Annotated in this window: 23 protein-coding genes; 20 read left to right on the forward strand and 3 right to left on the reverse strand. The window is 49.4% G+C overall.

Translation table 11 applies throughout. The features are described from left to right. Positions 1 to 36 precede the first annotated feature (36 nt). The 14 genes from BQ5383_RS12570 (at position 37) to BQ5383_RS12625 (ending at position 15,254) form a co-directional block, all read left to right on the forward strand. Entirely contained in the window at positions 37 to 252 is a 216-nt protein-coding gene (locus tag BQ5383_RS12570; RefSeq protein ID WP_071432490.1) for a Maff2 family mobile element protein, read from the forward strand. A 70-nt stretch (positions 253 to 322) separates the two neighbouring features. Then, positions 323 to 1,186 (forward strand): VirB6/TrbL-like conjugal transfer protein, CD1112 family, encoded by an 864-nt coding sequence (locus tag BQ5383_RS12575; RefSeq protein WP_268874631.1) that lies wholly within the window; start codon positions 323 to 325, stop codon positions 1,184 to 1,186. A 4-nt stretch (positions 1,187 to 1,190) separates the two neighbouring features. Next, complete coding sequence (locus BQ5383_RS12580; protein ID WP_071432492.1) at positions 1,191 to 2,099, forward strand: radical SAM protein; 909 nt, start codon at positions 1,191 to 1,193, stop codon at positions 2,097 to 2,099. A gap of 1 nt (position 2,100) precedes the next feature. Continuing rightward, a complete protein-coding gene (locus BQ5383_RS12585) occupies positions 2,101 to 2,493 on the forward strand; it encodes a PrgI family protein (RefSeq protein WP_007860207.1) in 393 nt (130 codons plus the stop codon). After that, positions 2,453 to 4,849 carry a VirB4-like conjugal transfer ATPase, CD1110 family gene (locus BQ5383_RS12590; protein ID WP_071432494.1) on the forward strand — a complete coding sequence of 799 codons (2,397 nt, stop codon included), beginning with the start codon at positions 2,453 to 2,455 and terminating at the stop codon, positions 4,847 to 4,849. The genes BQ5383_RS12585 and BQ5383_RS12590 overlap by 41 nt, the downstream gene beginning before the upstream one ends. Next, the gene (locus tag BQ5383_RS12595; protein WP_071432496.1) at positions 4,846 to 5,802 is read left to right on the forward strand and encodes a DNA-methyltransferase; all 957 of its coding nucleotides are present in this window, start codon (positions 4,846 to 4,848) and stop codon (positions 5,800 to 5,802) included. Before BQ5383_RS12590 ends, BQ5383_RS12595 begins: the two co-directional genes overlap by 4 nt. Positions 5,803 to 5,840: 38 nt before the next feature. Beyond that, positions 5,841 to 7,766 carry a C40 family peptidase gene (locus BQ5383_RS12600; protein ID WP_476726769.1) on the forward strand — a complete coding sequence of 642 codons (1,926 nt, stop codon included), beginning with the start codon at positions 5,841 to 5,843 and terminating at the stop codon, positions 7,764 to 7,766. Positions 7,767 to 7,787: 21 nt separating this feature from the next. Further along, positions 7,788 to 8,054: a DUF4315 family protein gene (locus BQ5383_RS12605; protein ID WP_003508256.1), complete on the forward strand. Its 267-nt coding sequence runs from the start codon at positions 7,788 to 7,790 to the stop codon at positions 8,052 to 8,054. Continuing rightward, a complete protein-coding gene (locus BQ5383_RS12610; RefSeq protein ID WP_071432500.1) occupies positions 8,044 to 8,775 on the forward strand; it encodes a DUF4366 domain-containing protein in 732 nt (243 codons plus the stop codon). Before BQ5383_RS12605 ends, BQ5383_RS12610 begins: the two co-directional genes overlap by 11 nt. A gap of 61 nt (positions 8,776 to 8,836) precedes the next feature. After that, complete coding sequence (locus BQ5383_RS21170; RefSeq protein ID WP_172724629.1) at positions 8,837 to 8,998, forward strand: hypothetical protein; 162 nt, start codon at positions 8,837 to 8,839, stop codon at positions 8,996 to 8,998. A 77-nt stretch (positions 8,999 to 9,075) separates the two neighbouring features. Then, positions 9,076 to 11,151, forward strand: coding sequence for a type IA DNA topoisomerase (locus tag BQ5383_RS12615; RefSeq protein ID WP_071432502.1), 2,076 nt, complete (start codon positions 9,076 to 9,078; stop codon positions 11,149 to 11,151). After that, complete coding sequence (locus BQ5383_RS20130; protein ID WP_007860200.1) at positions 11,148 to 11,516, forward strand: cysteine-rich VLP domain-containing protein; 369 nt, start codon at positions 11,148 to 11,150, stop codon at positions 11,514 to 11,516. Before BQ5383_RS12615 ends, BQ5383_RS20130 begins: the two co-directional genes overlap by 4 nt. Positions 11,517 to 11,641: 125 nt before the next feature. After that, positions 11,642 to 15,040, forward strand: a complete 3,399-nt coding sequence (locus tag BQ5383_RS12620) for a YodL domain-containing protein (protein WP_071432504.1) — start codon at positions 11,642 to 11,644, stop codon at positions 15,038 to 15,040. Positions 15,041 to 15,044: 4 nt separating this feature from the next. Beyond that, the gene (locus tag BQ5383_RS12625; RefSeq protein ID WP_071432506.1) at positions 15,045 to 15,254 is read left to right on the forward strand and encodes a transposon-transfer assisting family protein; all 210 of its coding nucleotides are present in this window, start codon (positions 15,045 to 15,047) and stop codon (positions 15,252 to 15,254) included. Positions 15,255 to 15,456: 202 nt separating this feature from the next. On the opposite strand, the gene BQ5383_RS12630 is transcribed toward BQ5383_RS12625, so the two are convergent. From BQ5383_RS12630 to BQ5383_RS12640, 3 genes are all read right to left on the reverse strand, one after another. Further along, positions 15,457 to 16,791: a relaxase/mobilization nuclease domain-containing protein gene (locus BQ5383_RS12630; protein ID WP_002584959.1), complete on the reverse strand. Its 1,335-nt coding sequence runs from the start codon at positions 16,789 to 16,791 to the stop codon at positions 15,457 to 15,459. Continuing rightward, positions 16,752 to 17,081 (reverse strand): plasmid mobilization protein, encoded by a 330-nt coding sequence (locus BQ5383_RS12635; protein ID WP_002584958.1) that lies wholly within the window; start codon positions 17,079 to 17,081, stop codon positions 16,752 to 16,754. Before BQ5383_RS12635 ends, BQ5383_RS12630 begins: the two co-directional genes overlap by 40 nt. Before the next feature lie 201 nt (positions 17,082 to 17,282). Continuing rightward, positions 17,283 to 17,639, reverse strand: coding sequence for a helix-turn-helix transcriptional regulator (locus tag BQ5383_RS12640; protein ID WP_002584957.1), 357 nt, complete (start codon positions 17,637 to 17,639; stop codon positions 17,283 to 17,285). Positions 17,640 to 18,037: 398 nt separating this feature from the next. Between BQ5383_RS12640 and BQ5383_RS20135 the strand changes: the two genes are divergently transcribed. The 6 genes from BQ5383_RS20135 to BQ5383_RS12660 all read left to right on the forward strand — a co-directional run bounded on the left by BQ5383_RS20135 (position 18,038) and on the right by BQ5383_RS12660 (position 22,743). Continuing rightward, positions 18,038 to 18,223, forward strand: coding sequence for a cysteine-rich KTR domain-containing protein (locus tag BQ5383_RS20135; protein ID WP_003431289.1), 186 nt, complete (start codon positions 18,038 to 18,040; stop codon positions 18,221 to 18,223). 16 nt (positions 18,224 to 18,239) lie between these two features. Further along, the gene (gene rlmN, locus BQ5383_RS12645; protein ID WP_002584956.1) at positions 18,240 to 19,223 is read left to right on the forward strand and encodes a 23S rRNA (adenine(2503)-C(2))-methyltransferase RlmN; all 984 of its coding nucleotides are present in this window, start codon (positions 18,240 to 18,242) and stop codon (positions 19,221 to 19,223) included. Positions 19,224 to 19,696: 473 nt separating this feature from the next. Beyond that, the gene (locus BQ5383_RS12650; protein WP_002604474.1) at positions 19,697 to 20,134 is read left to right on the forward strand and encodes a sigma-70 family RNA polymerase sigma factor; all 438 of its coding nucleotides are present in this window, start codon (positions 19,697 to 19,699) and stop codon (positions 20,132 to 20,134) included. Beyond that, positions 20,118 to 20,360, forward strand: coding sequence for a helix-turn-helix domain-containing protein (locus BQ5383_RS12655; protein WP_002604473.1), 243 nt, complete (start codon positions 20,118 to 20,120; stop codon positions 20,358 to 20,360). Before BQ5383_RS12650 ends, BQ5383_RS12655 begins: the two co-directional genes overlap by 17 nt. Positions 20,361 to 20,818: 458 nt before the next feature. Further along, positions 20,819 to 20,992, forward strand: coding sequence for a transposon-encoded TnpW family protein (locus tag BQ5383_RS20145; protein WP_002604472.1), 174 nt, complete (start codon positions 20,819 to 20,821; stop codon positions 20,990 to 20,992). 77 nt (positions 20,993 to 21,069) lie between these two features. Beyond that, a complete protein-coding gene (locus BQ5383_RS12660) occupies positions 21,070 to 22,743 on the forward strand; it encodes a recombinase family protein (protein ID WP_002604471.1) in 1,674 nt (557 codons plus the stop codon). Positions 22,744 to 22,831: the final 88 nt, after the last annotated feature.

The following is a 22,831-nucleotide window of genomic DNA, read 5'->3' on the forward strand; positions in this document are numbered from 1 at the left end:
TTTTGAGCCGTTTTAGCGGCAGAAAGCGAGGTTTATATGGATTTTTTCAACAGCGCAGTTGACGTATTGCAGACTTTGGTAATCGCGCTTGGCGCAGGTCTTGGCATTTGGGGTGCCATTAACTTAATGGAGGGTTACGGCAACGACAATCCGGGAGCAAAAAGCCAGGGCATGAAGCAGCTCATGGCGGGCGGCGGCGTTGCGTTGATCGGCGGCACCCTTGTTCCGCTTCTTTCCAAACTTTTTGGATAATGCCTAAAACAAATACCACCCGCCGCGCCCTCTCGGAAACGGGAGGGCGCGGGAAAGGAGGGATTAACTTTTGATATGGCAGATGATTGAAGATTGGTTTCGCGGCATTTTGACAGACGGGATTTTATCGAACCTCTCCGGCTTGTTTGACAGCGTAAATACAGAGGTTGGAGAAATTGCAACGCAAGTCGGCACGACCCCCGCCGGGTGGAACGCGGGCATATTCAACATGATACGCAGCCTTTCGGAAAACGTCATTGTACCGATTGCGGGCGTTATCATTACCTTTGTCATGTGTTATGAACTAATCCAGCTTGTAATTGAAAAAAACAATCTGCACGATCTCGACACTTGGATTTTCTTCAAATGGATTTTCAAAACCTTTGTTGCGGTGCTGCTGGTAACAAATACTTGGAACATTGTCATGGGAGTTTTCGACGTTACGCAGAGCGTCGTCAATCAGAGCGCGGGGGTTATCATATCCGATACAAGCATAGACGTTACCACCGTTATTACCGACATTGAAGCAAAACTCGAAGCTATGAGCGTGGGCGGTCTTTTGGGGTTATGGTTTCAATCCCTCTTTGTAGGGCTTACCATGAAAGCCCTGTCAATCTGTATTATGCTTGTGGTGTATGGGCGCATGATTGAAATATACCTTGTAACGAGCGTTGCCCCTATCCCTATGGCAACAATGGTAAATCACGAATGGGGCAGCATGGGACAGAATTACTTAAAATCTTTGCTTGCGCTTGGTTTTCAAGCGTTTTTGATTTTGGTGTGTGTCGGCATTTATGCGGTATTGATACAGACAATCGCAGCGACCGACGACATTTCCGGCGCGATCTGGGCTTGCATGGGCTATACCGTTCTCTTGTGCTTTACGCTTTTCAAAACAGGAAGCCTTGCAAAGAGCGTCTTTTCGGCACATTAAGGGGGTGAGTTATGATTTGAAAATCGGTTTAATCGACGTTGACAGCCATAATTTCCCCAACCTCTGCTTGATGAAGCTATCCGCGTATCATAAAGCAAAGGGGCATACGGTGGAATGGTGGAACGCAAAAGGGCGGTACGACCTTGTATATAAAAGCCGCGTCTTTACAGACACTTACTCCAAAGACACGATAACCGTTACCAACGCGGAACAGGTTATTTTCGGCGGTACGGGCTACGACACGAAAAACCGCTTGCCGCCGGAAGTGGAACACAGTTACCCGGATTATTCTATCTACCCGCAGTTTTTCGGGATTGCCTACGGCTTTTTAAGCCGGGGTTGTCCGAGAAATTGCGGGTTTTGCATTGTCAGCAGTAAAGAAGGGCGCAAAAGCGTTAAGGTTGCGGATTTATCCGAGTTTTGGAAATGGCAGCCGGAAATAAAAATCATGGACGCTAATCTGCTTGCCTGTCCCGACCATGAAAATCTCATTGAGCAGCTTATACAGAGCCGCGTATGGGTGGATTTTTCGCAAGGGCTGGATATACGCCTTGTGAACAGGGATAATGTCAGCCTGTTAAATCGGGTACGGATAAAAGCGGTACATTTTGCATGGGATAATCCCGACGAGGACTTGACCGGGTATTTCCAACGTTTTTTGGATTTGACCGCCATTAAGAGCAGCCGCCAGCGGCGCGTATATGTGCTTACCAACTATGGCAGCACCCACGAACAGGATTTATACCGCGTGAACACCTTGCGGGCTATGGGCTTTGACCCGTATGTGATGATTTATGAGCGTCCAACCGCCCCACCTGTTACCCGCCATTTGCAACGGTGGGTAAATAACAAACGGCTTTTCTATGCTGTCCCCCGTTTTGAAGATTACATTCCGAGCAGAAAGGAGGTTTGAAATGGCGTATGTAACCGTCCCAAAGGACTTAACAAAAATCAAAAGCAAGGTAATGTTCAACCTTACCAAACGACAGCTAATTTGTTTCAGCGCGGCGGTAGCAATCGGACTGCCGCTGTTCTTTTTGGTAAAAGACAGCGTTGGAACAACCACAGCGGCATTGTGCATGGTGCTTGCCATGCTGCCTATGTTTTTGCTTGCCATGTACGAGAAAAACGGGCAACCGCTGGAAGTGATTATTCGGCAATTTGTGGAAGTGAAGTTTCTTCGCCCCAAAGAGCGACCTTATCAGACCAACAATTTTTATGCCGCCCTTGCGCGGCAAGAGCAATTAGATAAGGAGGTACGGGCGATTGTCAAAGGAAAAGAAAAACACCCAAAACGAAAAGCGTAAACTTTCCCGACAGGAAAGAAAACAGATAGATACCCTTATCCGACAGGCAAAGGGCGACGGGAAGCCCCATACGGCGCAGGACAGCATACCGTTTGAGCGAATGTATAAGGACGGGATTTGCCGACTTGCAAACGGGCGGTATTCCAAGTGCATTGAGTTTGAGGACATCAACTATCAGCTTGCGCAGCCGGACGACAAAACCGCCATTTTTGAAGCCCTTTGCGATATGTATAACTCGTTCGACGCTTCTATCAGCGTGCAGCTTTCCCTAATCAGCCGCCATGCGAACAAGGACGATTTCAAGAACAGTATCACGATTGCGCCGCAGAATGATGACTTCGACAGTATCAGAGCAGAATACACCGAAATGCTTAGGACGCAGCTTGAACGCGGAAACAACGGGCTTATTAAGACCAAGTTTCTCACCTTTACCGTTGAAGCAAGGGACATTAGATCGGCGCGGGCGCGTCTTGCCCGCATTGAAACGGACACCCTCAACCATTTTAAGGTGATCGGCGCAGCGGCGCGGGTATTGGACGGGAAACAGCGTCTTGAAGTGCTGCATGGGATTTTCCACCCGGACGGGGAACGCTTTAACTTTGCGTGGGAATGGCTACCCGCAAGCGGGCTTTCCGTCAAAGACTTTATCGCCCCGTCCTCTTTCCGATTTGGCGACGGGCGAATGTTTCAAATGGGCGGCAAGTTTGGCGCGGTTTCCTTTTTGCAGATCGTCGCGCCGGAACTCTCCGACCGTATGCTTGCCGACTTCATGGACGCGGAAAACGGGATTATCGTCAATCTGCACATTCAGAGTATCGACCACAACGAAGCAATCAAGACGATTAAGCGCAAGATCACCGACCTTGACCGCATGAAGATTGAAGAACAAAAGAAAGCAATCCGCAGCGGTTATGACATGGATATTATTCCGTCCGACCTTGCCACCTACGGCGGGGAAGCAAAAAACCTACTCCGCGATTTGCAGAGCCGCAACGAAAGAATGTTTCTGCTTACGCTGCTTGTCTTAAACCTTGCAGATACCAAGCAGAAATTGGATAACGAAGTATTTGGGGCGGCGGCAATCGCACAGAAATACAACTGCATTTTGACCCGTCTTGACTACCGGCAGGAACAGGGGCTTATGTCCTCTATCCCGTTGGGGGATAACCTTATCCATATCCAGCGCGGCTTGACGACCAGCAGCACCGCCGTTTTCGTTCCCTTTACGGTGCAAGAGTTGTTCCAAAGCGGCGAAGCATTGTATTACGGCTTAAATGCCCTTTCCAACAACATGATTTTGTGCGACCGAAAGAAGCTGAAAAACCCCAACGGCTTGATACTCGGCACACCGGGCAGCGGCAAAAGTTTTTCTGCAAAACGTGAAATCACAAACGCTTTTCTCATTACGGCAGATGATATTATCATTTGCGACCCCGAAGCCGAATATTACCCCCTTGTCGGACGTTTGAAAGGACAGGTTATCAAGGTATCGCAGAACAGCACGCAATACATTAACCCTATGGATATTAACCTCAATTACAGCGAGGGCGACACGCCCATAGCCTTAAAGAGCGATTTTATCCTTTCCTTTTGTGAGTTGATTATGGGAGGTAAAAACGGGCTGGAAGCTGTCGAAAAGACCTTGATTGACCGCGCTGTTATCAGCGTGTACCGCAACTACCTTGCCGACCCAAAGCCCGAAAATATGCCGATTTTGGGCGACCTCTACGACGAGATCAAGAAGCAGCCGGAAAAGGAAGCGCAGCGTATCGCGGCGGCATTGGAACTCTATGTAAACGGCAGCTTGAACATTTTTAACCACAGGACAAACGTTGACATTCATAACCGCCTTGTCTGCTTTGATATTAAGGAACTCGGTACACAGCTTAAAAAAGTCGGTATGCTCATAGTCCAAGACCAAGTATGGAACAGAGTAACGGTAAACCGCAGCGAGGGCAAGGCGACGCGGTATTACATCGACGAGTTTCATTTGCTCTTGAAAGAGGAACAGACCGCAGCATACAGCGTTGAGATTTGGAAGCGTTTTAGAAAGTGGGGCGGTATTCCGACAGGTATCACGCAGAACGTCAAAGACCTTTTGACGAGCAGAGAAGTTTCAAATGTTTTTGAAAACAGCGATTTTGTCTATATGCTCAATCAAGCCCAGGGCGACCGGGAAATCCTTGCCAAGCAGCTTAACATTTCACAGCAGCAAATGACCTATGTAACCCATTCCGAAGCGGGCGAGGGACTTATCTTCTATGGCAACGTGATTTTGCCCTTTATTGACCGTTTCCCGAAAGATACGGAACTCTACCGCGTGATGACGACCAAGCCCGGCGAGGTGTCGGCATGAGGATAGAAACGGATAAAATCTATTGCGGCGACAGCTTGCAGGTGCTTCAAACCTTGCCGGATAACTGTATGGATTGTTGCGTAACGTCCCCGCCCTACTATGCTTTGCGCGATTACGGCACAGACGGGCAGATTGGGCGGGAAGCAACGCCGGAGGAATATGTTTCCCGCATTACGGCGGTTTTCCATGAGGTAAAGCGGGTGCTTACGCCGGAGGGTACTTGTTGGCTGAATATCGCGGACACTTATTGCGGTACAGGCAGCAAAGCCGACCACCAAGACCCGAAATATCCCAAAGGCAGAAACGGGCAGCAAGTGGCAGTAAACCACCGCGCCCCCGGCTGCAAGCCGAAAGACCTAATCGGTATTCCGTGGCTTGTAGCCCTTGCCTTGCGGGGCGACGGGTGGTATTTGCGCAGCTCCATCATTTGGCACAAGGGAAACCCCATGCCGGAAAGCTGCAAAGACCGCCCGACCCGCTGCTATGAGTATGTGTTTCTGCTTACCAAGTCGAAGAAATATTACTATGATTGGCAAGCAGTAGCCGAGCCGATAGCCCCCACAACAGCGGTACGGCTGAAAAGCGGAGTTGGGAAAGGCAACAAATATGCCGCTACCGTTCCGGGGCAGAACCAGCCGCAGAAAATCAACCGTCCCCGCGAGAAAGGCAGCTATACCGACGAAATGATTTCCCCCGTCCGCAGCCGCCGCAACGTTTGGGAGATCAACACAGCTTCCTATCGCGGCGGGCATTTTGCAGCGTTCCCGCCGAAACTTGCGGAAACGTGCATTTTGGCGGGCTGTCCTGTCGGCGGGATTGTGCTTGACCCGTTTTTAGGCAGCGGCACAACCGCAGCGGCGGCAAAAAGCCTTTCCCGCCGCTATGTCGGTATAGAGATCAACCCCGAATACTGCACCCTTGCAAAACAGCGTATTGGAGGTGATGAACATTGAGCAAGGAATTAAAAGCCCCCGACAAGGTAACACAGAAAATGACCCGCGACGGGGCGGTTGCGGAAAACCTTACGACGGGCGAAACAACGAGTATCAGCGAAAGACCGCCGGAGGAAAACTATTCAGCCCCCGCAGCGGGAGCAGCGGAAAAAGCGACCCAACGTATCGGCACAGAGGTTAGCCGCCATTTAGAAAAGGGCGCGGAGAAAAAGACCCTTGACGCAGCGCAGCTTAAAACCCATACGTCCCGCTTGCAGTTTTCCGAAGCGGAACGGGCAACGCCGGAACTGCAAAAGGCAATCAAAAAATCCGATACGGCGGCTGACCGTTTAGACAAAGCGCGGGCAGCTATCCCCAAACAGACCAAAATCACAAAAGAGCGCGTTTTTGACGAAGCCAAAGGCAAAGCAAAGACGCGCCTTGCTTTTGAAAAGACGGATAAGCCCCCAAACGGCAAATTGCGTCATAACCCGTTATCCCGTCCGGCGCAGGAATTGGACGCCGCCGTACATGGAAAAATCTATGAGGTGGAGAAAGAAAACGTCGGTGTGGAAAGCGGACACAGGATAGAACTTGTGGGCGAGAAAGCGGGCGGTATGACGACGCGGGCAGTAAAACGCGGCATACGCAGCCATAAGCTGAAACCCTACCGGGCAGCGGCAGCAGCCGAGAAAAAGGCAGCAAAGGCAAACGCCGATTTTCTCTATCAAAAGGCGCTGCATGATAACCCCGCCCTTGCGCACTCCAACCCGATTTCCCGTTTTTGGCAAAAGCAGCGCATTAAAAAGCAGTATGCAAAGGCGTTGAAAACAGGCGGCAAGGTGAAAAAGACCGCCGAAGCCACCGCAAAGGCGGCGAAGAAAACGGCGCAGGAAACCAAACGGGCAACGTTCTTTGTCGTCCGGCATTGGAAAGGCTGTTTGATTGTGGGCGGGATTGCCTTTATTGTGCTTCTGTTTTTCGGCGGCTTGTCCTCTTGTTCCCTGTTCGGCGGCAACAGCGGCAGCGGCTTGATTGCGTCGTCCTATCTCTCCGAGGACGCGGATATTACAGGCGCAGAAAGCGCGTATACCGCTATGGAAGCCGAGTTACAGGATATGCTGGATAATATCGAAAGCGAATACCCCGGCTATGACGAATACCGGGTAACGGCTGACGAGATCGAGCATGACCCGTATGTGCTAATCTCTATCCTCTCCGCTTGGCATGAGGGCGTGTTTACTCTCGATGAAGCGCAAAGCACCCTTGAAATGCTCTTTGATAAACAGTATATCTTGACGGTTACGGAGGAAGTCGAGGTACGCTACCGCACCGAAACGCGGACGGACAGCGAGGGCAACGAATACGACGTTGAAGTACCCTATAACTATTACATTCTCAATGTGGATTTGGAAAACTTCAACCTCTCCCATGTTCCCGTTTACATTATGGGCGAGGAACAGCTATCCATGTACGCTATGTATATGTCGTCGCTTGGAAACAGACCCGATCTTTTCCCACAATCCGGCTATATCTCAAAATACTATGAAAACCCGCCAGCGGATTATGAAATCCCGCCCGCCTATCTGGAAGATGAACAGTTTGCGCAGCTCATTGAGGAAGCAGAAAAGTACGTCGGTTTTCCTTATGTGTGGGGCGGCAGCAGCCCGGAAACCTCTTTTGATTGCAGCGGTTTTGTTAGCTATGTGCTGACGAACAGCGGCTTATACAATACGGGCAGACTTGGGGCGCAGGGGCTTTACAACATCTCAACCCGCGTTTCCAACCCGCAGCCGGGGGATTTGGTTTTCTTTACGGGTACATACGACACGCCGGGGGTATCTCATGTGGGTATCTACGTTGGCGAGGACGGGGACGGAAGCCCCGTCATGCTGCATTGTGGCGACCCGATACAATACGCAAAACTTGATACAAGCTATTGGCAATCCCATTTTTACGCCTATGGGCGGCTACATTACAACTGACTTTGAAAGGAGTTTATTTCTATGGCAAACACGAAACTTGACCGTATCGAAAGGGATATTGAGAAAACGAGGGCGAAAATCCTTGAATACCAAAAAAGGCTGAAAGACCTTGAAGCGCAGAAAATCGAGGAAGAAAACGCGCAGATCGTTCAAATGGTGAAAGCGGTACACCTTGACGGGGCGCAGCTTGCCGCGTTCCTCTCCGCTTACGCCAGCGGCGAAATTGCCTTGCCGCAGCCGGACGCAGACTATACCGACGAACAGGAGGAAACCGAAGATGAAGCATAAAAAACTGTTCCGCAGCGTTACCGCTTTGCTTGCCGCCCTTGTACTCATGGGCGGCTTTTCTGTTACCGCTTTTGCGGGCGGCGGTGATGTGAGCGACGAGCCGCCTACCCCCGTAACCGAAACCGAGCCGGAAGAAACGACGGGCGGCTATGAGCCGCAGCCCTTAACGCCGGAGGGCAACATGAGCCTTGTAGACGACATAACGGGCGAAGCGTCCGGCGATAAGCAGTTTATTACCGTCGTTACGAAAAACGGAAACTATTTTTACATCATCATTGACCGCGCCGAGGACGGGGAAAACACCGTCCATTTCCTCAATCAAGTTGATGAAAAAGACCTTTTGCAGCTTATGGAGGACGAACAGACCGAAACCCCCGCTTGTAGCTGTACTGAAAAATGCGTTGCCGGAAGCGTCAACACCGATTGCCCCGTTTGCAGCGTCAACATGAGCGAGTGCGCGGGCAAGGAAGCCGAGCCGGAGCCGGAAGAAACCGAGCAGCCGGAGCCGGAGGAAGATAAAGGCGGCGGCATGGGCGGTGCTATTCTGCTTGTGGTGCTGCTTCTTGCCGCAGCGGGCGGCGGCGCGTTCTATTACTTTAAGATTATGAAGCCCAAAAAGGACGCGGCAAAAGGCAGCAGCAACCTTGACGATCTCGATTTTGACGAGGACGACGAGGACGAGGAAGAATTAGAAACCGAGCAGGAGGACGAAAACATATAATTGCTTCTTTTTTCGCAATATGGTATAGTGCAAATGAAAATATATGTTGGGAGGTGGAAATATGACTGCCGATGAAAAAGCATATATAGCAAGCCGTTACAATGACTATACCAAATGTGAACCCGAATACCGCCAGCCCGAAAAGGGCGAAGCGATTAAACAGCTTATGGATTATTTCGGGATTGAGGAAATGGGGCAATTTACGAAATACGTTGACGACTAAATATAAAGAATACCTTATAGCGGTAAATCCAAAGAAAAGGATTTACCGCTTTTCTTTTTCACAGGAGGATTAAAACCATGAAACTTGTAATTGCAGAGAAACCGAGCGTCGGGGCGGCGATTGCCGCCGTACTTGGCGCGAATGAAAAGCGCAGCGGATATTTTGAGGGCGGCGGCTACCTTGTGTCCTGGTGTATCGGGCATTTGATTAGCCTTGCAGACGCGGCGACCTACAACGAGCAGTACCGAAAATGGAAGTATGACGATCTCCCCATTGTCCCGCAGGATTGGCAGTTTACCGTTGCCAGCGGCAAGGAGCAGCAGTTTTCCGTACTCAAAGACCTTATGCACCGCAGCGACGTTTCCGAGATTGTCAATGCGTGCGACAGCGGACGCGAGGGAGAACTCATTTTTCGCTTTGTCTACGAACAGGCAAATTGCAAAAAGCCCTTTTCCCGCCTTTGGATTAGCAGCATGGAAGAAAGCGCAATCCGCGAGGGCTTTTCAAACCTCAAAGACGGGCGCAGCTATGACGACCTCTATCAATCCGCGCTTTGCAGAGCAAAGGCAGATTGGCTTGTCGGGATTAACGCGACCCGCCTTTTCTCTATCCTCTATCACAAAACGCTGAATGTCGGCAGAGTGCAAACGCCCACCCTTACCATGCTGGTAAACCGCGACTATGCGATCAGCAGCTTTAAGAAAGAAAAATATCATGTTGTCCGTCTGGACGCGGGCGGTATTTCGGCTTTGTCCGAAAGGCTGAACGACGAAACGGCAGCGCAGCAGATGAAAGCGGCTTGCGAGAAATCGCAAGCCGTTTGTACTTCCCTCAAAAAAGAGAAAAAGACCGTTGCCCCGCCGAAGCTGTTTGACCTTACCGCGTTGCAGCGCGAAGCTAACCGCCTGTATGGATTTACGGCGAAACAGACCCTTGATTATGCGCAAGCCCTCTATGAAAAGCGGCTTTTGACCTATCCCCGCACCGACAGTAAATATATCACTTCCGATATGCAGGACAGCACAAAGGAACTCATTACCGGGCTTTGTTCGCTGCTTCCCTTTATGCGGGACGTGAAGCTGCAAGCAGACCTTACAAGGGTTTGCGACAACAGCAAAGTAACCGACCACCACGCTATTTTGCCGACAGCCGAGTTTTTGAAAGCGGGCTTTTCTTCCCTTGCCGACAGCGAAACAAAACTTATGACCCTTGTGTGCGCGAAGCTGCTTTGCGCCGCAGCCGCGCCCTATGAATACGAAGCGGTTACGGCGGTTATCTCTTGCGGCGGCTATACCTTTACCGCAAATGGAAAGACGACGCTTTGCGAGGGGTGGCGTGAGATTGAAACGCTGTCCCGCGCCGCGTCCGAGAAACAGGACGAGGACGCAGAGCCGGAAACCGTTTTGCCGCCGCTTGCCGAGGGGCAGACCTTTGACAATCCGGCAGCGGAGATCTCCGAGCGTTACACACAGCCCCCGAAAGCATATACCGAAGATACGCTTCTGTCCGCTATGGAGAACGCGGGCAAGGAAGAAACGCCGGAGGACGCAGAGCGCAAAGGGTTAGGCACTACCGCAACGCGGGCGGGTATCATTGAAAAACTCATTAGCGCGGGCTTTGCCGAGCGCAAGGGCAAAAAGCTAATCACCACAAAGGACGGGTATAACCTTGCCGCTATTCTGCCCGAAGTCCTTACGTCCCCGCAGCTTACGGCAGAATGGGAAACCCGCCTTACCGGGATTGCCAAAGGCAGCGACAGCCCGGACGACTTCATGCGCAGCATTGAGGAAATGACAGCGGGGCTTGTCAAAACCTATTCCGCGATTTCCGAAGATAAAGCGAAGCTGTTTACTCCGCAGCGGGAAGCAATCGGCACTTGTCCCCGTTGCGGCGCGGCGGTTTACGAGGGCAAGAAAAACTACTACTGTTCCGACAGGGCGTGCAGCTTTGTCATGTGGAAAAATGACTTGTTCTTTCAGCAGCGCAAAAAGACTTTCACAAAGGCGATTGCCGCCGCCCTTTTGAAAGACGGAAAGGTAAAAATCAAGGGTATGTACTCCACCAAAACGGGAAAGACCTTTGACGGGGTTGTGCTGCTTGCCGACACAGGCGGCAAGTATGTAAACTTCCGCGTCGAGCAGAACCGAAAATGATTAGGCTTGATGAAAAGCAGTATCGAGCCGTTAAGAAAATGACCCGCGCCGCGTGCGCCAACAACGATTGCGGGAACTGTCTGCTATTGGACGACGGGGAAACTTGCGTTTGTGTGCAGAGTATCAGCTATTCGCTGTTATGCCGTTATTTCCGCGAAGCGGTTTTACCCGCAGACAGGCAGCTATGCGAACAGATCACCCGCAGCGGGGAAACCGATTTGAAGCGTTGCGCGGTATGCGGCAGCACGTTTGCGGCGGGCAGCAACCGGGCGAAATACTGTCCCGATTGCGCGGCAAAGATACGCCGCAGACAGAAAGCGGAAAGCGAGAGAAACAGGCGTTTACGGATAAAAACAACTACATAGCAAGCACAGCAAACGAGTACCCGTTTGCGAGAAATGCCCGCGCTGCTCTATGGGAAGCGCGGGCATTTTGCTTGTTGGGATAGTCCCAAACCCTTAAAAATCGAGAAAGGACGTGATGAAACAATATGCCGTATTCTTCATACGACCATGACAAATTGGAAACCGCCGAAACCATGCGGATAGAACGCCGGATATATTTTGAAGCAAAGGACGGGGATATTGCCCCCTATGTTTCTTTGCCGCTGGAACAGCTACACGCCATGCGCGAGGAAAGCGCGGCAGCGGAACAGGCGATTTTTAACGATCTCTCAAGCCGCGCCGCCGCATGGGAGGAACAGGCGGGCAAAACACTTTTGCTTGACAAAGCGATTGAATACACAAGGACAACCGTTGTGCAGCACACTTCTAACGAGTGGCAGAAAGGCGAATATGACCGATATACCCGCAGCAACCGGGTATATCAGATGAACTACCACATTTACGAGAACACCCGTTACGACAGGGAGAAGCAGCAAAGCGTCCCTTACTCTTATTCTCTCACATGGGGCGTTTATACCAACAGCCCGAACAGGAACGGGCAAGCGAAGATTGCCGGGCAGGACAGAAAGGTTTTTTCCGATAAGGCGGCTATGGAAAAATATCTGAATGGACGTATCAAAGCATACGACCGTCTGTTTACGGAAATCTCCCCGCCTATCCCGCAGGAGTACGCCGAGCATTTCAAAGTAAACGGTATGCTTTTACCGGGCTATACCATTGAGGGCGAGGAACCCCCGCAGCAGCAGCCACAGGCGGCAGCTATCCCCGAAACTACCGGGCAGCAAAAGGAGCGTGAACACATGAGCGAACAGTTTTCTATTATGATTGGCAACCGCAGCCGTTTTGAAGCGGGCGACCCCGGCGGTTATTGGCTGGATATGCCCGCCACAAAGGAGCAACTTCACGAAGCTATGCAGAGCGTCGGCATTACCGCCGACAACCCGCAGGATTTTTCCATTCGCGGCTTTTCCGACGACCCGGAAAAACATATTGCCTTGCCTTATGACATGGTATGCGCCGCCAACGTGGACGAACTCAATTTTCTTGCGGCGCGGATTGAGCAGTTAGACCCCGCCGAGATCGGCAAGCTGAACGCAGCTTTGCAGCAGAAAAACGGCTTTGAGAATATCGGACAGGTAATCGACTTCACCTACAACGTGGATTTTTACGTCCATATTCCCGAAGTACATACCTACCGCGATTTGGGCGACTACTACTTAAATCAATCCGGCATGGTACAAATGCCCGAAGAATGGAAAGGCGGGATTGACCTTACCGCGTTTGGAAGAAACGCCGCCGAGCAGGAAAAGGGCGCGTTTACCGAATACGGCTATATCGTCGAAAGCGGCGACGAGTGGGAGCGTCAATTTGAGGGGCGCGAAGTGCCGGAGGAATACCGCATTATGAGTTACCCGCAGCAAGAGCGCGGCGAACAGGATAAAGTCTTTATGGACGCAGCCGAAGCACAGCAGACAGAAACGCCGCCCGCCGAGCCGCCGCAGCCCCGCCCCGTCGTGCCGATTATCCTTTCTTCTGAAAAACCCGGCGACAAGGTAAAGGAGATCACCGCCCGTCTGGAACAGGGCATACAAGCAATTTTTGACAGCGACCGCTACAAAGAGTTTTTAACGGCTATGTCAAAGTTTCACGATTACAGCTTGAATAACACGATCTTGATTGCCATGCAGGGCGGCAATTTGGTAAAGGGCTATTCACAATGGCAGAAAGAGTTTGACCGCCATGTGAAAAGCGGCGAGAAAGGTATTAAAATCTTTGCCCCCGCCCCCTACAAGGTAAAAAAGCTGGTGGATAAAATCGACCCCGACACAAGAAAGCCCATACTTGACAGCGAGGGAAAGACGGTTAAGGAGGAAAAGGAAGTTACCGTTCCCGCCTTTAAGGTTGTAACCGTCTTTGACATTTCGCAGACCGAGGGAAAGGAGTTTCCCGACCTCTCCGTGAAACCGCTGCTTGCCGATGTGGAACAGTACGAGGACTTTTTCGCTGCCCTTGAAAAAGCGTCCCCCGTTCCGATTGCTTTTGAGCAGATCACAAACGGCGCAAACGGATATTTCAGCTTGACCGATAAGCGAATTGCTATCAAAGAGGGTGTAAGTGAGCTGCAAGCGGTTAAGACCGCCATTCACGAAATCGCCCATGCGAAGCTGCATGACGTGGACTTAAACGCCCCGCTGGAGGAACAAAACCGCGTTGACCGCCGCAGCCGCGAGGTACAGGCTGAAAGCGTTGCCTATACGGTGTGTCAGCATTTCGGGCTTGATACGTCGGATTACTCTTTCGGGTATGTTGCCGGGTGGAGCAGCGGCAAGGAAATGACCGAATTAAAAGCGTCCCTTGAAACGATACAGGCAACCGCAAAGGAACTCATTACCGAGATCGAGGGGCATTTTACCGAATTGCAGCAGCAGCGGCAAGCCGAGCAGGAGCAGGAAGCGAAAACAAAAGAAACCTTGCTTCTCAACGGTAAGGAGGACAGCTACGGGATTTATCAGTTAGCCCGCAGAGAGGAAACTATGGATTTGCGCTTTGAGCCTTTCGACCGTCTGCAAGCAACGGGGCATACCGTTGACCGGGCAAATTATGAACTCGTCTATACTGCGCCGCTTACAAAGGATATGACGCTTGGCGGCATTTGGGAAAAGTTTAATATCGACCGCCCCGCCGACTTCAAGGGGCATAGCCTTTCCGTTTCCAACATTGTTGTGCTTCATCAGAACGGCGAGAACACCGCCCATTATGTAGACAGCATAGGTTTTCAGCAGGTGCCGGAGTTTTTACAGGAGCAAGCGCAGCAGACCCCCGTATTTGATAAGCTATCTCCCGAACAGCAGCAAGCCCTATCCGATACCGTAAAAGATACGCTGCAACTGCTCGTAGACGCAGACAAGCGGATTTATGGCGACGTTACGGGCAAGACCCTTGAAGCAATCGCGGCGCAAGGGTATTCCTACAAGGGCGGGCAGCTTGAAAAGCAGCAGCCGGAAGCGACCCCCGAAAGCCTTATGACGGGCGAAACCGTCAGAACGCCGAGGGGCAATTTTTACATTACCGATATGAGCCGTGAACAGATCGAAGCGGCGGGCTTTGGTTTTCATCATGCGTCGGAGGACGGGAAGTATCTCATTATGGGAAATGGTACACAGGCTTATGCCATAGCCGCCGAGCAGCCGCAGCGGGATAATCCCTTAAAGCACGTTGAGGACATTGTAGAACAGAACGACAACAACTTTGACGGGATTATCAATAATACGCCGCAAACGCCCACCGTCGCGGATTTGGAGCAGCGGGCAAAGGCGGGCGAAGCGATTTCCGTTACCGACCTTGCGAAAGCGGTAAAAGCCGAGAAACGGGAGCAGCCGCAGAAGAAACCGTCCATTTTGAAGAAGCTGGACGAGTACAAGAAACAGGCGGCGCAGCAGCCGAAAGCCAAGCAGAAAGAACAGAAAAAGGATTTGGAGGTTTGATAGTATGAATATCCGCTTTACCATAGAGGAAGAAAACATAGTTGCGATTTACGCCGAGGACAGCCGGGAAACAACGCTTGAAAATATCCTTGCCGCTATGCCCTACATGGACGAGGATATGCGCCAGCTTGCCGCCGTAGCGGTAAACAAGCTGCAAGCCATGACGGACAGCGAGTTTTCCGAAAGGGAGTTTATCTTGACCGACGAGGAATAGCCCATAACGAAGCGGGGGCGCGGTTGCCGATTTCCGGCACCGCGCCCCTGTTCTTTTTTTGTCCTTGCGTGGACAATTAGAAAGCCGTTTTTGCGGGTTTGAATATACTTTATCGTCTATGTCGTTTTCATGCGCTGGAAGCCGCAGAAACACAGGCGTTTTCAGCCCTTAACATTCCACTTGCCACCCCATGTTTTGCGCCTTATCGCTCCTGCTCCCGCGCCCTGCTTTGGGACGGGTAAAGAATACTATCGACGTTCTTTTTGACAACGCCGTATTCCTGCATTTGCTTCTTGGCTTGCCGATAATCTTCATACAATTTGGTTTTCCTGTCGTTTAAGCTTCTATACTCCTTGCGCAGCGCGGCGAGATCGGGCAGCTTCTTTATCTGCATTTCCTTTAATGCCCTTGCCGCAGCTTCAAACAGGATAATTTCGCTTTCATGCCCCCGCAGATACTTTTCCTTGTCCGGCGATTTTCGGTATTCATCGTAAATCGGTTTTAACTGTCGGTATGTGGTGGTGTGCTTGATAAGCAGCGACAAATCAGACATACGCTGTTCCACTTCCTTAACCGCCTTTGCCGCCGCGTCATGAGCGGTCATAATATCGGCTATCTTGCTTTCAAGTTCGCTATAATACTCAATCTTGTTTTCGGTTAGGAAGTTCATGCTTTTAGCAGCCTGTTTCAGATTATGGATTTTTGCCCACCGTTCATAGCCCGCCGACTGTTGGGCTTTGATACTGTTTTCAAGATCGACGACAAGCCGGATTTTCTTATCTTCCCGCAGCGTTTTTGTTTTGGCAACATACACGCCCTTGATACGCTCCTTTATCGCTTCTTCCGTATAGGCCGCGCCGAGCGTCTTTGTGCGGGTAAACCGTTCCTGTCCGGCAGCGCGAAAGGAAATGTATTTGCCCTGTTTGATTTCATACCCCATTTCCTGCAAGCGGCGCAGCAGTTCGTCAAAATCTTTCACTTGGGGAATGAGAGTATCTATCGCCGTTTTCAGCTTTGCTTTGTAGCTTGTCCCTTGCTTTTCGGCGGTGTATTCTGCATAGCTTTTTCCCTTGTCCTGTCCCGGTACGACGACGGATAGCCCATGCTCTTTACATATCCTGTCGCTGGTGCGCCGGATAAAGTGATAGCTTTGCTTGTTGGAATGGTACTTTTTGTAGTCAACGAAGCTAACCGCGTTGAAAATCAAGTGATTATGCAGATGGTCTTTATCGACGTGAGTTGTCAAAACAAACTCATACTTGCCGCCTAATACCGCCCCGGCAAGTTCCATGCCGATTTTGTGCGCTTCTTCCGGTGTGGTTTCTCCCACCGCAAAGGATTGTATCAAGTGCCGCCCTAAATGTGTGCCGCGATCTCCGGCAGCTTCCCGCGTCCATGCAAACTCAATATCGGCGGTTTCCAGCCCGCAGCCGAAAGAGGACGCAAGCAGCTTCCCGTCTGTCTTTTCGGGATTTAAGATATAGTCTATCGCAGCCTTTAAGGTTGATTTAATAGGGTGCGTCTTTGTAACCGCCATATCTCGTCCACCGCCTTTTTAATGTCCTCTATATCCTGCCTGTAAACCGTCCCCGTCGCATTGGCGCGTTTTGCAATTTGGTTGATGTTCCGGCTCACCGCTTGCAGTTCCCGGATATATGCTTTTGTGTCGCTTCGGTCAACGACAAGAATATACCCGTCTATCGCCATTTTACGGAAGTATGCCCCATACTGCTTTATGGGAAGCTGCTTCATCTTCTCGTCGATCAGCCGCTTTTCTTCTTCCGTAACGTAAAACTTCATCTGTATATTTCTCTTTCGGTTTTCCATTTCCGCACCGCCTTTCGGTATAAGGGTTTGGGATTATCCCAACAAGCATTTTCCGCAAACGGGTACTCGTTTGCTGTGCTTGCTATCTACTCCATACCCCCACCGAAAGGCGGTATTTGTTGCGCGTTCCTTTGATTTTGGACGCAAAAAAAGATTGCAGCCGCCATGCGCTGCAATCTCCCGATTTCTCATATTGTGAGGTTAATCCTCTGCTTTTTCGACTTCCGTTATCTCCCTTGCTGTTGCGGTTACAATCCGTATGCCTTTATCGCTCATACCGTCCAGCAGCGCGTCAAGCTGCCGCCGCCCGGTGGATTTCTCCGCATTGCTGTTCGGGAAGAAAAATTGATCTACCGAAATATGATACCGGGTTACAAGGTCATAGAATACCTGTAAACTCGGCTGTTGTCCCTTGTTCTCGATATTCGCAAGGTAGCGCGGGGAAATATATAACTCGTCGCTTACCTTTTTGCGGCTCTCGCCGTATTCATTTCTCGCGGCTTTTATAGCTGCCCCGAAAGCCTTAAAGTCGTACAATGGTACGGGTCTTTTTGCCATTTTCATTCACCCTGTTACATTTTACAGTTCACCTTTCTTTTTGGATATGTCCACACAATTCATATCATTAGGTTAAATACTTCCTGTTGTGTATTGACAGTAGACTGATTTTCTGATAAAATGAAATTTATGTAAAAGGAGGCGGCGTTTATGTTGCATAGCATGCGTATTAGATAAGCATTGAAAAAAAGGATTTTCCCATTTTCAACATGGGCTTTTTTGTCATGCTTATTTTGCGGATGCTATACAAAAAACTAACGACGTATAGATATAGTATAGACATAGTGCAAGCTATGCCTTAGTTTTGTTGTACTGCTCTGTGCATTATAAATGCAGGTCAATGCTCATGTTGAGGATTGACCTGCATTTTTTTGTGTAAAAAGGACGAGTGAAATATAATGCTTAAAAAATATTGGATAAAATGTCCGATTTGTAACGGAAAGACGAGAGTTCAAGTATTTCATAATACTGTATTAAAAGATTTTCCTCTTTTCTGCCCTAAATGCAAATTGACGCATATCATTGATGTAGAAAAATTAGAGATTGTAATCAAAAATACAGAAAAACAAACTTTTATTATTTAGAAGAAAGGATATAAAAATGAAACGTTTACCTAAATATACGCCTGCGGAAGTACGGAATGATCCATACGGATTTACTTACAAAGAAATGTCGGAAGTTATTGGCGAGAATGAAGCAAAAGCCTTATATGAAGAATTATATAAGCAATTACCACGCAAAAAAAATCTATCAATGTTGGTAAAAAATATTTGCAAAAGCAGTGATACTGAAAAGTATGTTTACGAACTGAAAGACAACAAATACATTGAAACGGTTTTTATCAAGCGGCGAGATGGTGGAACTGTTTGCGTGAGCACACAAGTCGGTTGTCCTGTTGGTTGTATTTTTTGTGAGTCCGGGCGAAATGGCTTTGTTCGTAATCTAACATCGTCAGAAATCGTACAACAGATTATATTGTTGCGTCGAAAAGTAAACCGTATCGTTTTTATGGGTATGGGAGAGCCTTTATTCAATTATGACAACTTGATAAAAGCAATCCATATTCTCCGAGATAGATATGGGCTCAACTTTCCAACCGACGGCATTACCATATCAACAGTTGGTCCGGTCGATCAATTAAAAAAATTGCGCGAGGAACATCTTAAAATTCAGTTGACAATATCTTTACACGCAGCAACACAATCTGCAAGAAATCGTATTATTCCTCACATGCGCATATATGCTATTGAAGATGTTGTTAAGCAAGCCTTATCCTATTCTGAAAGGCATAATCGCAAAATTGTCTTTGCGTATTTGCTTTTACCGGGTATAAATGACCGGCCCTCAGATGTAAGACAACTTGCAAAATGGTTTCGGGGCAAAAAAGTTATGATTAACGTGTTACAATACAACCCAACAAGCAATTCAAGAATTAAAGCACCACAGAAACGGGAAATAGTTGCATTCAAACATCAATTAGAGCAAGCAGGACTTGAAGTTACTATGAGAGTTTCTCATGGCAGAGAGATTAACGCGGCTTGTGGACAGTTAGCTAACACATATAATAAATTCAAAAAAAAATGATTAAAAGTGCCAGACGCATAGACGCAGAGCCGATAACGCATTAGGTCAAAAAACCTATGTGTTATCGGCTTTTTTATTTAATATTGCGCAAAAGCCGCTGTTCCCTATTATAGAATGGATTGCGGGTAGTGTATTAAAGTCGCCCTTTTTTAAGGATACGGCGGTATCGGGGAGGTATCGCCGTGTCCATTTTTATTTACTGTAACCCGCCTAATGCTTTGCGGTCAAAAAAAGCTATGCTCCGCAAGCGGGATATTCCGGCTATGAATGTGAACTGTCAATACATTTAGCTACTGCTTACATTTCCTTTGCGCCCGTCCGCGTCTTGCGGACGGGCGCATTTTGCTTTTTTCAACTTTTTTCTGAAAAGCGCACTCAAGAGCCATCTCCCGAACGGGTACGGAGCGAAAGGGGCAGAGAGGACAAGCCCTTAACTCCCGTCCTCTACTCCACGCGGGAAGGAGGTGAACTCTATGGAGCTATCTTCTTCCGACAAGGAAAGAATACAACATCAGTACGACGCATTAGCAAAGAAAACTTTGGTCGGCGAAGCGAAAAGCCACCGCCGCACTCTTGCGAAACGCGCAGCACGCGAAGTTACTTTTTCGGATTTGAGCGAAAGCGAACTCGCGCAGCTTTTCACAACGGACGAATACGAAAGCGATTATTTCCGTTTTCAAGTGTCCGGCTTTGATGTACTCGTCAAAAATGAACTGCTTGCCGAAGCCCTTAACGCTTTGCCCGAAAGGAAACGCGACATTATCCTTTTGTCCTACTTCTTGGATATGAGCGACGCGGAAATTGGCGAACTGCTGAATGTTGTACGCACGACGGTTTTCCGGCACAGGAAATCCGCGCTTGCGAAAATCAAACAGTATTTGGAGGGAAAAGCAGATGATGAATACCGTTAGGAAGTCTGAAAATCTGTTGCCGTTCCCTGTCATTTCCGCAGCGGCAAACGGCGACACAACCGCCATGTGCGCGATCTTGAAGCACTACGAGGGTTACATAGCGAAACTTTGTACCCGCACGCTGAAAGACGACGCGGGCAATACCTATTCCTATGTGGACGAGGAAATGCGTAACAGGCTGCAAGTGCGCCTTATTACCCGCACCCTTGCTTTTCATGTAGGATAATCTTTTAGCCCATGCGGGGAGCGTGTCCCCTTTCCACGCTTCCCGTTATGGGCTATTTGTCGTTCCGCAAAAGCATATCCGCTGTTGATGTGCTTTTGCAGGCCGACAAAGCCTATTGTTCTTTGACAAAGAAAGCGGCCTTTGGTGCGCAGCATAACAGGCAAACGGGTACATTCCGTCTGTACCGAGCCAGTCGGCGGGTACGCCATGACAGCTTTTCCCCATAGGGGAAAAGCCGAGCGAGAACTACCGCGCTGTAAAACAGGTTTAGCAGCTTGTGGGCGACGACATACAAGGCGGCACAATGATACTCCCGCGTTGAACACCCTCAAAGTATTGCGCGGCGCACCCATAAGCATGGGCCGGGGTGAAACTCCCGTGAGGTTGCAGCTAACAACCGCCCGTTTTTGCCTTTTGACGAATATAGTTTATCCATACAGGAAAAGGAGGTTTTTCTAATGGATAAAAAACAGACAATTACAACCGAACGCAAAATAGGGAAAATCACCTATCTTGTTCAAGCGTTGCCGAGTGAAAAGGCAACCGATACAATCCATAAAAAGATTGAGAAACTCATTGTAAAGGATTTGCAGAAAAAGCCCGGAAATCCGGGATTTTTAGCGTCCGAGTAGTGCATTAGGCGGCGGGATATGGTATAATGATAGCAACACATTATACCTGTTTATTCGGCTGTCGGAAAGGAGGACTAATGTTACAGTCGAATAAAATCACCGCCCTTTACTGCCGTTTAAGTCAAGAGGATATGCAAGCCGGAGAAAGCGGAAGCATACAGCACCAAAAAATGATACTTCAACGCTATGCGGACGAACACCATTTTTTGAACACAAAGTTTTTTGTGGACGACGGATTTTCCGGCGTGAGTTTTGAGCGCGAGGGGCTGCAAGCGATGTTGCAGGAAGTGGAAGCCGGACGAGTGGCGACGGTCATTACCAAAGACCTTTCCCGTCTTGGCAGAAACTATCTGAAAACGGGCGAACTCATAGAGATTGTATTTCCCGAAAACGGAGTACGCTATATCGCGATCAACGACGGAGTTGACACAGCGCGGGAGGATAACGAGTTTACCCCCTTGCGGAACTGGTTTAACGAGTTTTACGCCCGCGACACAAGCAAGAAAATCCGCGCAGTTAAACAGGCACAGGCGCAAAAAGGCGAGCGCGTCAACGGGGAATATCCATACGGCTATATCCCAGACCCGAACAACCGCCACCACCTTATACCCGACCCGGAAACCGCGCCGATTGTCAAACAGGTTTTCGCTATGTTTGTTAGCGGCGTGCGTATGTGCGAAATCCAAAAATGGCTTGCGGAAAACAAAGTCTTGACGATTGGAGCGTTGCGCTATCAGCGTACAGGACAGGCGCGGTATCAGCGGGCAATGATCGCCCCCTATACTTGGCCGGACAAAACGCTCTATGACATATTAGCAAGGCAGGAATATTTAGGGCATACCATAACCGCGAAAACTCACAAGGTATCCTACAAGTCGAAAAAGACCCGGAAGAACGAAGAAGAACAACGCTATTTCTTCCCAAACACCCATGAGCCGCTTGTTGACGAGGAAACCTTTGAACTTGCGCAAAAGCGGATTGCTACCCGCCACCGCCCGACAAAAGCAGCGGAGATTGATATTTTTTCCGGCTTGCTGTTTTGCGCTGGTTGCAGACATAAGATGTATTACCAACAGGGCGTAAATATCGAGCCGCGCAAGTTTTCCTATTCTTGCGGCGCATGGCGCAACAGGGCAAGGACAGGCAGCGAGTGTACCTCTCATTATATCCGCAAAAACGTACTTCTTGATTTAGTGCTGGAAGATATGCGGCGGGTTTTGCGGTATGTTAAGGAACACGAACAGGACTTTATCTGTAAAGCTACCGAGTACGGCGACATGGAAGCGAGAAAGGCATTAGCGCAGCAGCAAAAGGAACTTTTCAAAGCACAGGCGCGTATGACCGAACTTGACACGCTTTTCCGCAAGCTGTATGAGGACAACGCATTAGGCAGACTGACAGATGAACGGTTTGTGTTTCTAACTTCCGGCTATGAGGACGAAAAGAAATCCCTTGCCGCAAGGATAGACGAGTTACAACAGCAGATCGCAACCGTTACCGAGCGAAAAAGGGATATATCAAGGTTTATTCAGATTGTCGGGAAATACAGCGACATACAGGAATTGACCTATGAAAACGTCCATGAGTTTATCGACCGTATTTTGATACATGAATTAGACCGGGAAACCAACACCCGGAAAATCGAAATCCATTATAGCTTTGTCGGACAGGTTGATACCGAGCAGGAGCCGACGCAAGTTGTCAACCATGACCGCCGCAACATGGTAGATGTAAAAAGTATCGCTATCTAACCCCAGCAAAGTTCGTCCCCGAGTAGCCGTCATCGTATAGGAAAAGCGTATTGGTGAAGCCTTTCTCAGCTGAGTACTTCTCCAAGAG

This window comes from Angelakisella massiliensis (assembly GCF_900104675.1).
In the GTDB taxonomy this organism is placed as follows: Bacteria; Bacillota; Clostridia; order Oscillospirales; family Ruminococcaceae; genus Angelakisella; species Angelakisella massiliensis.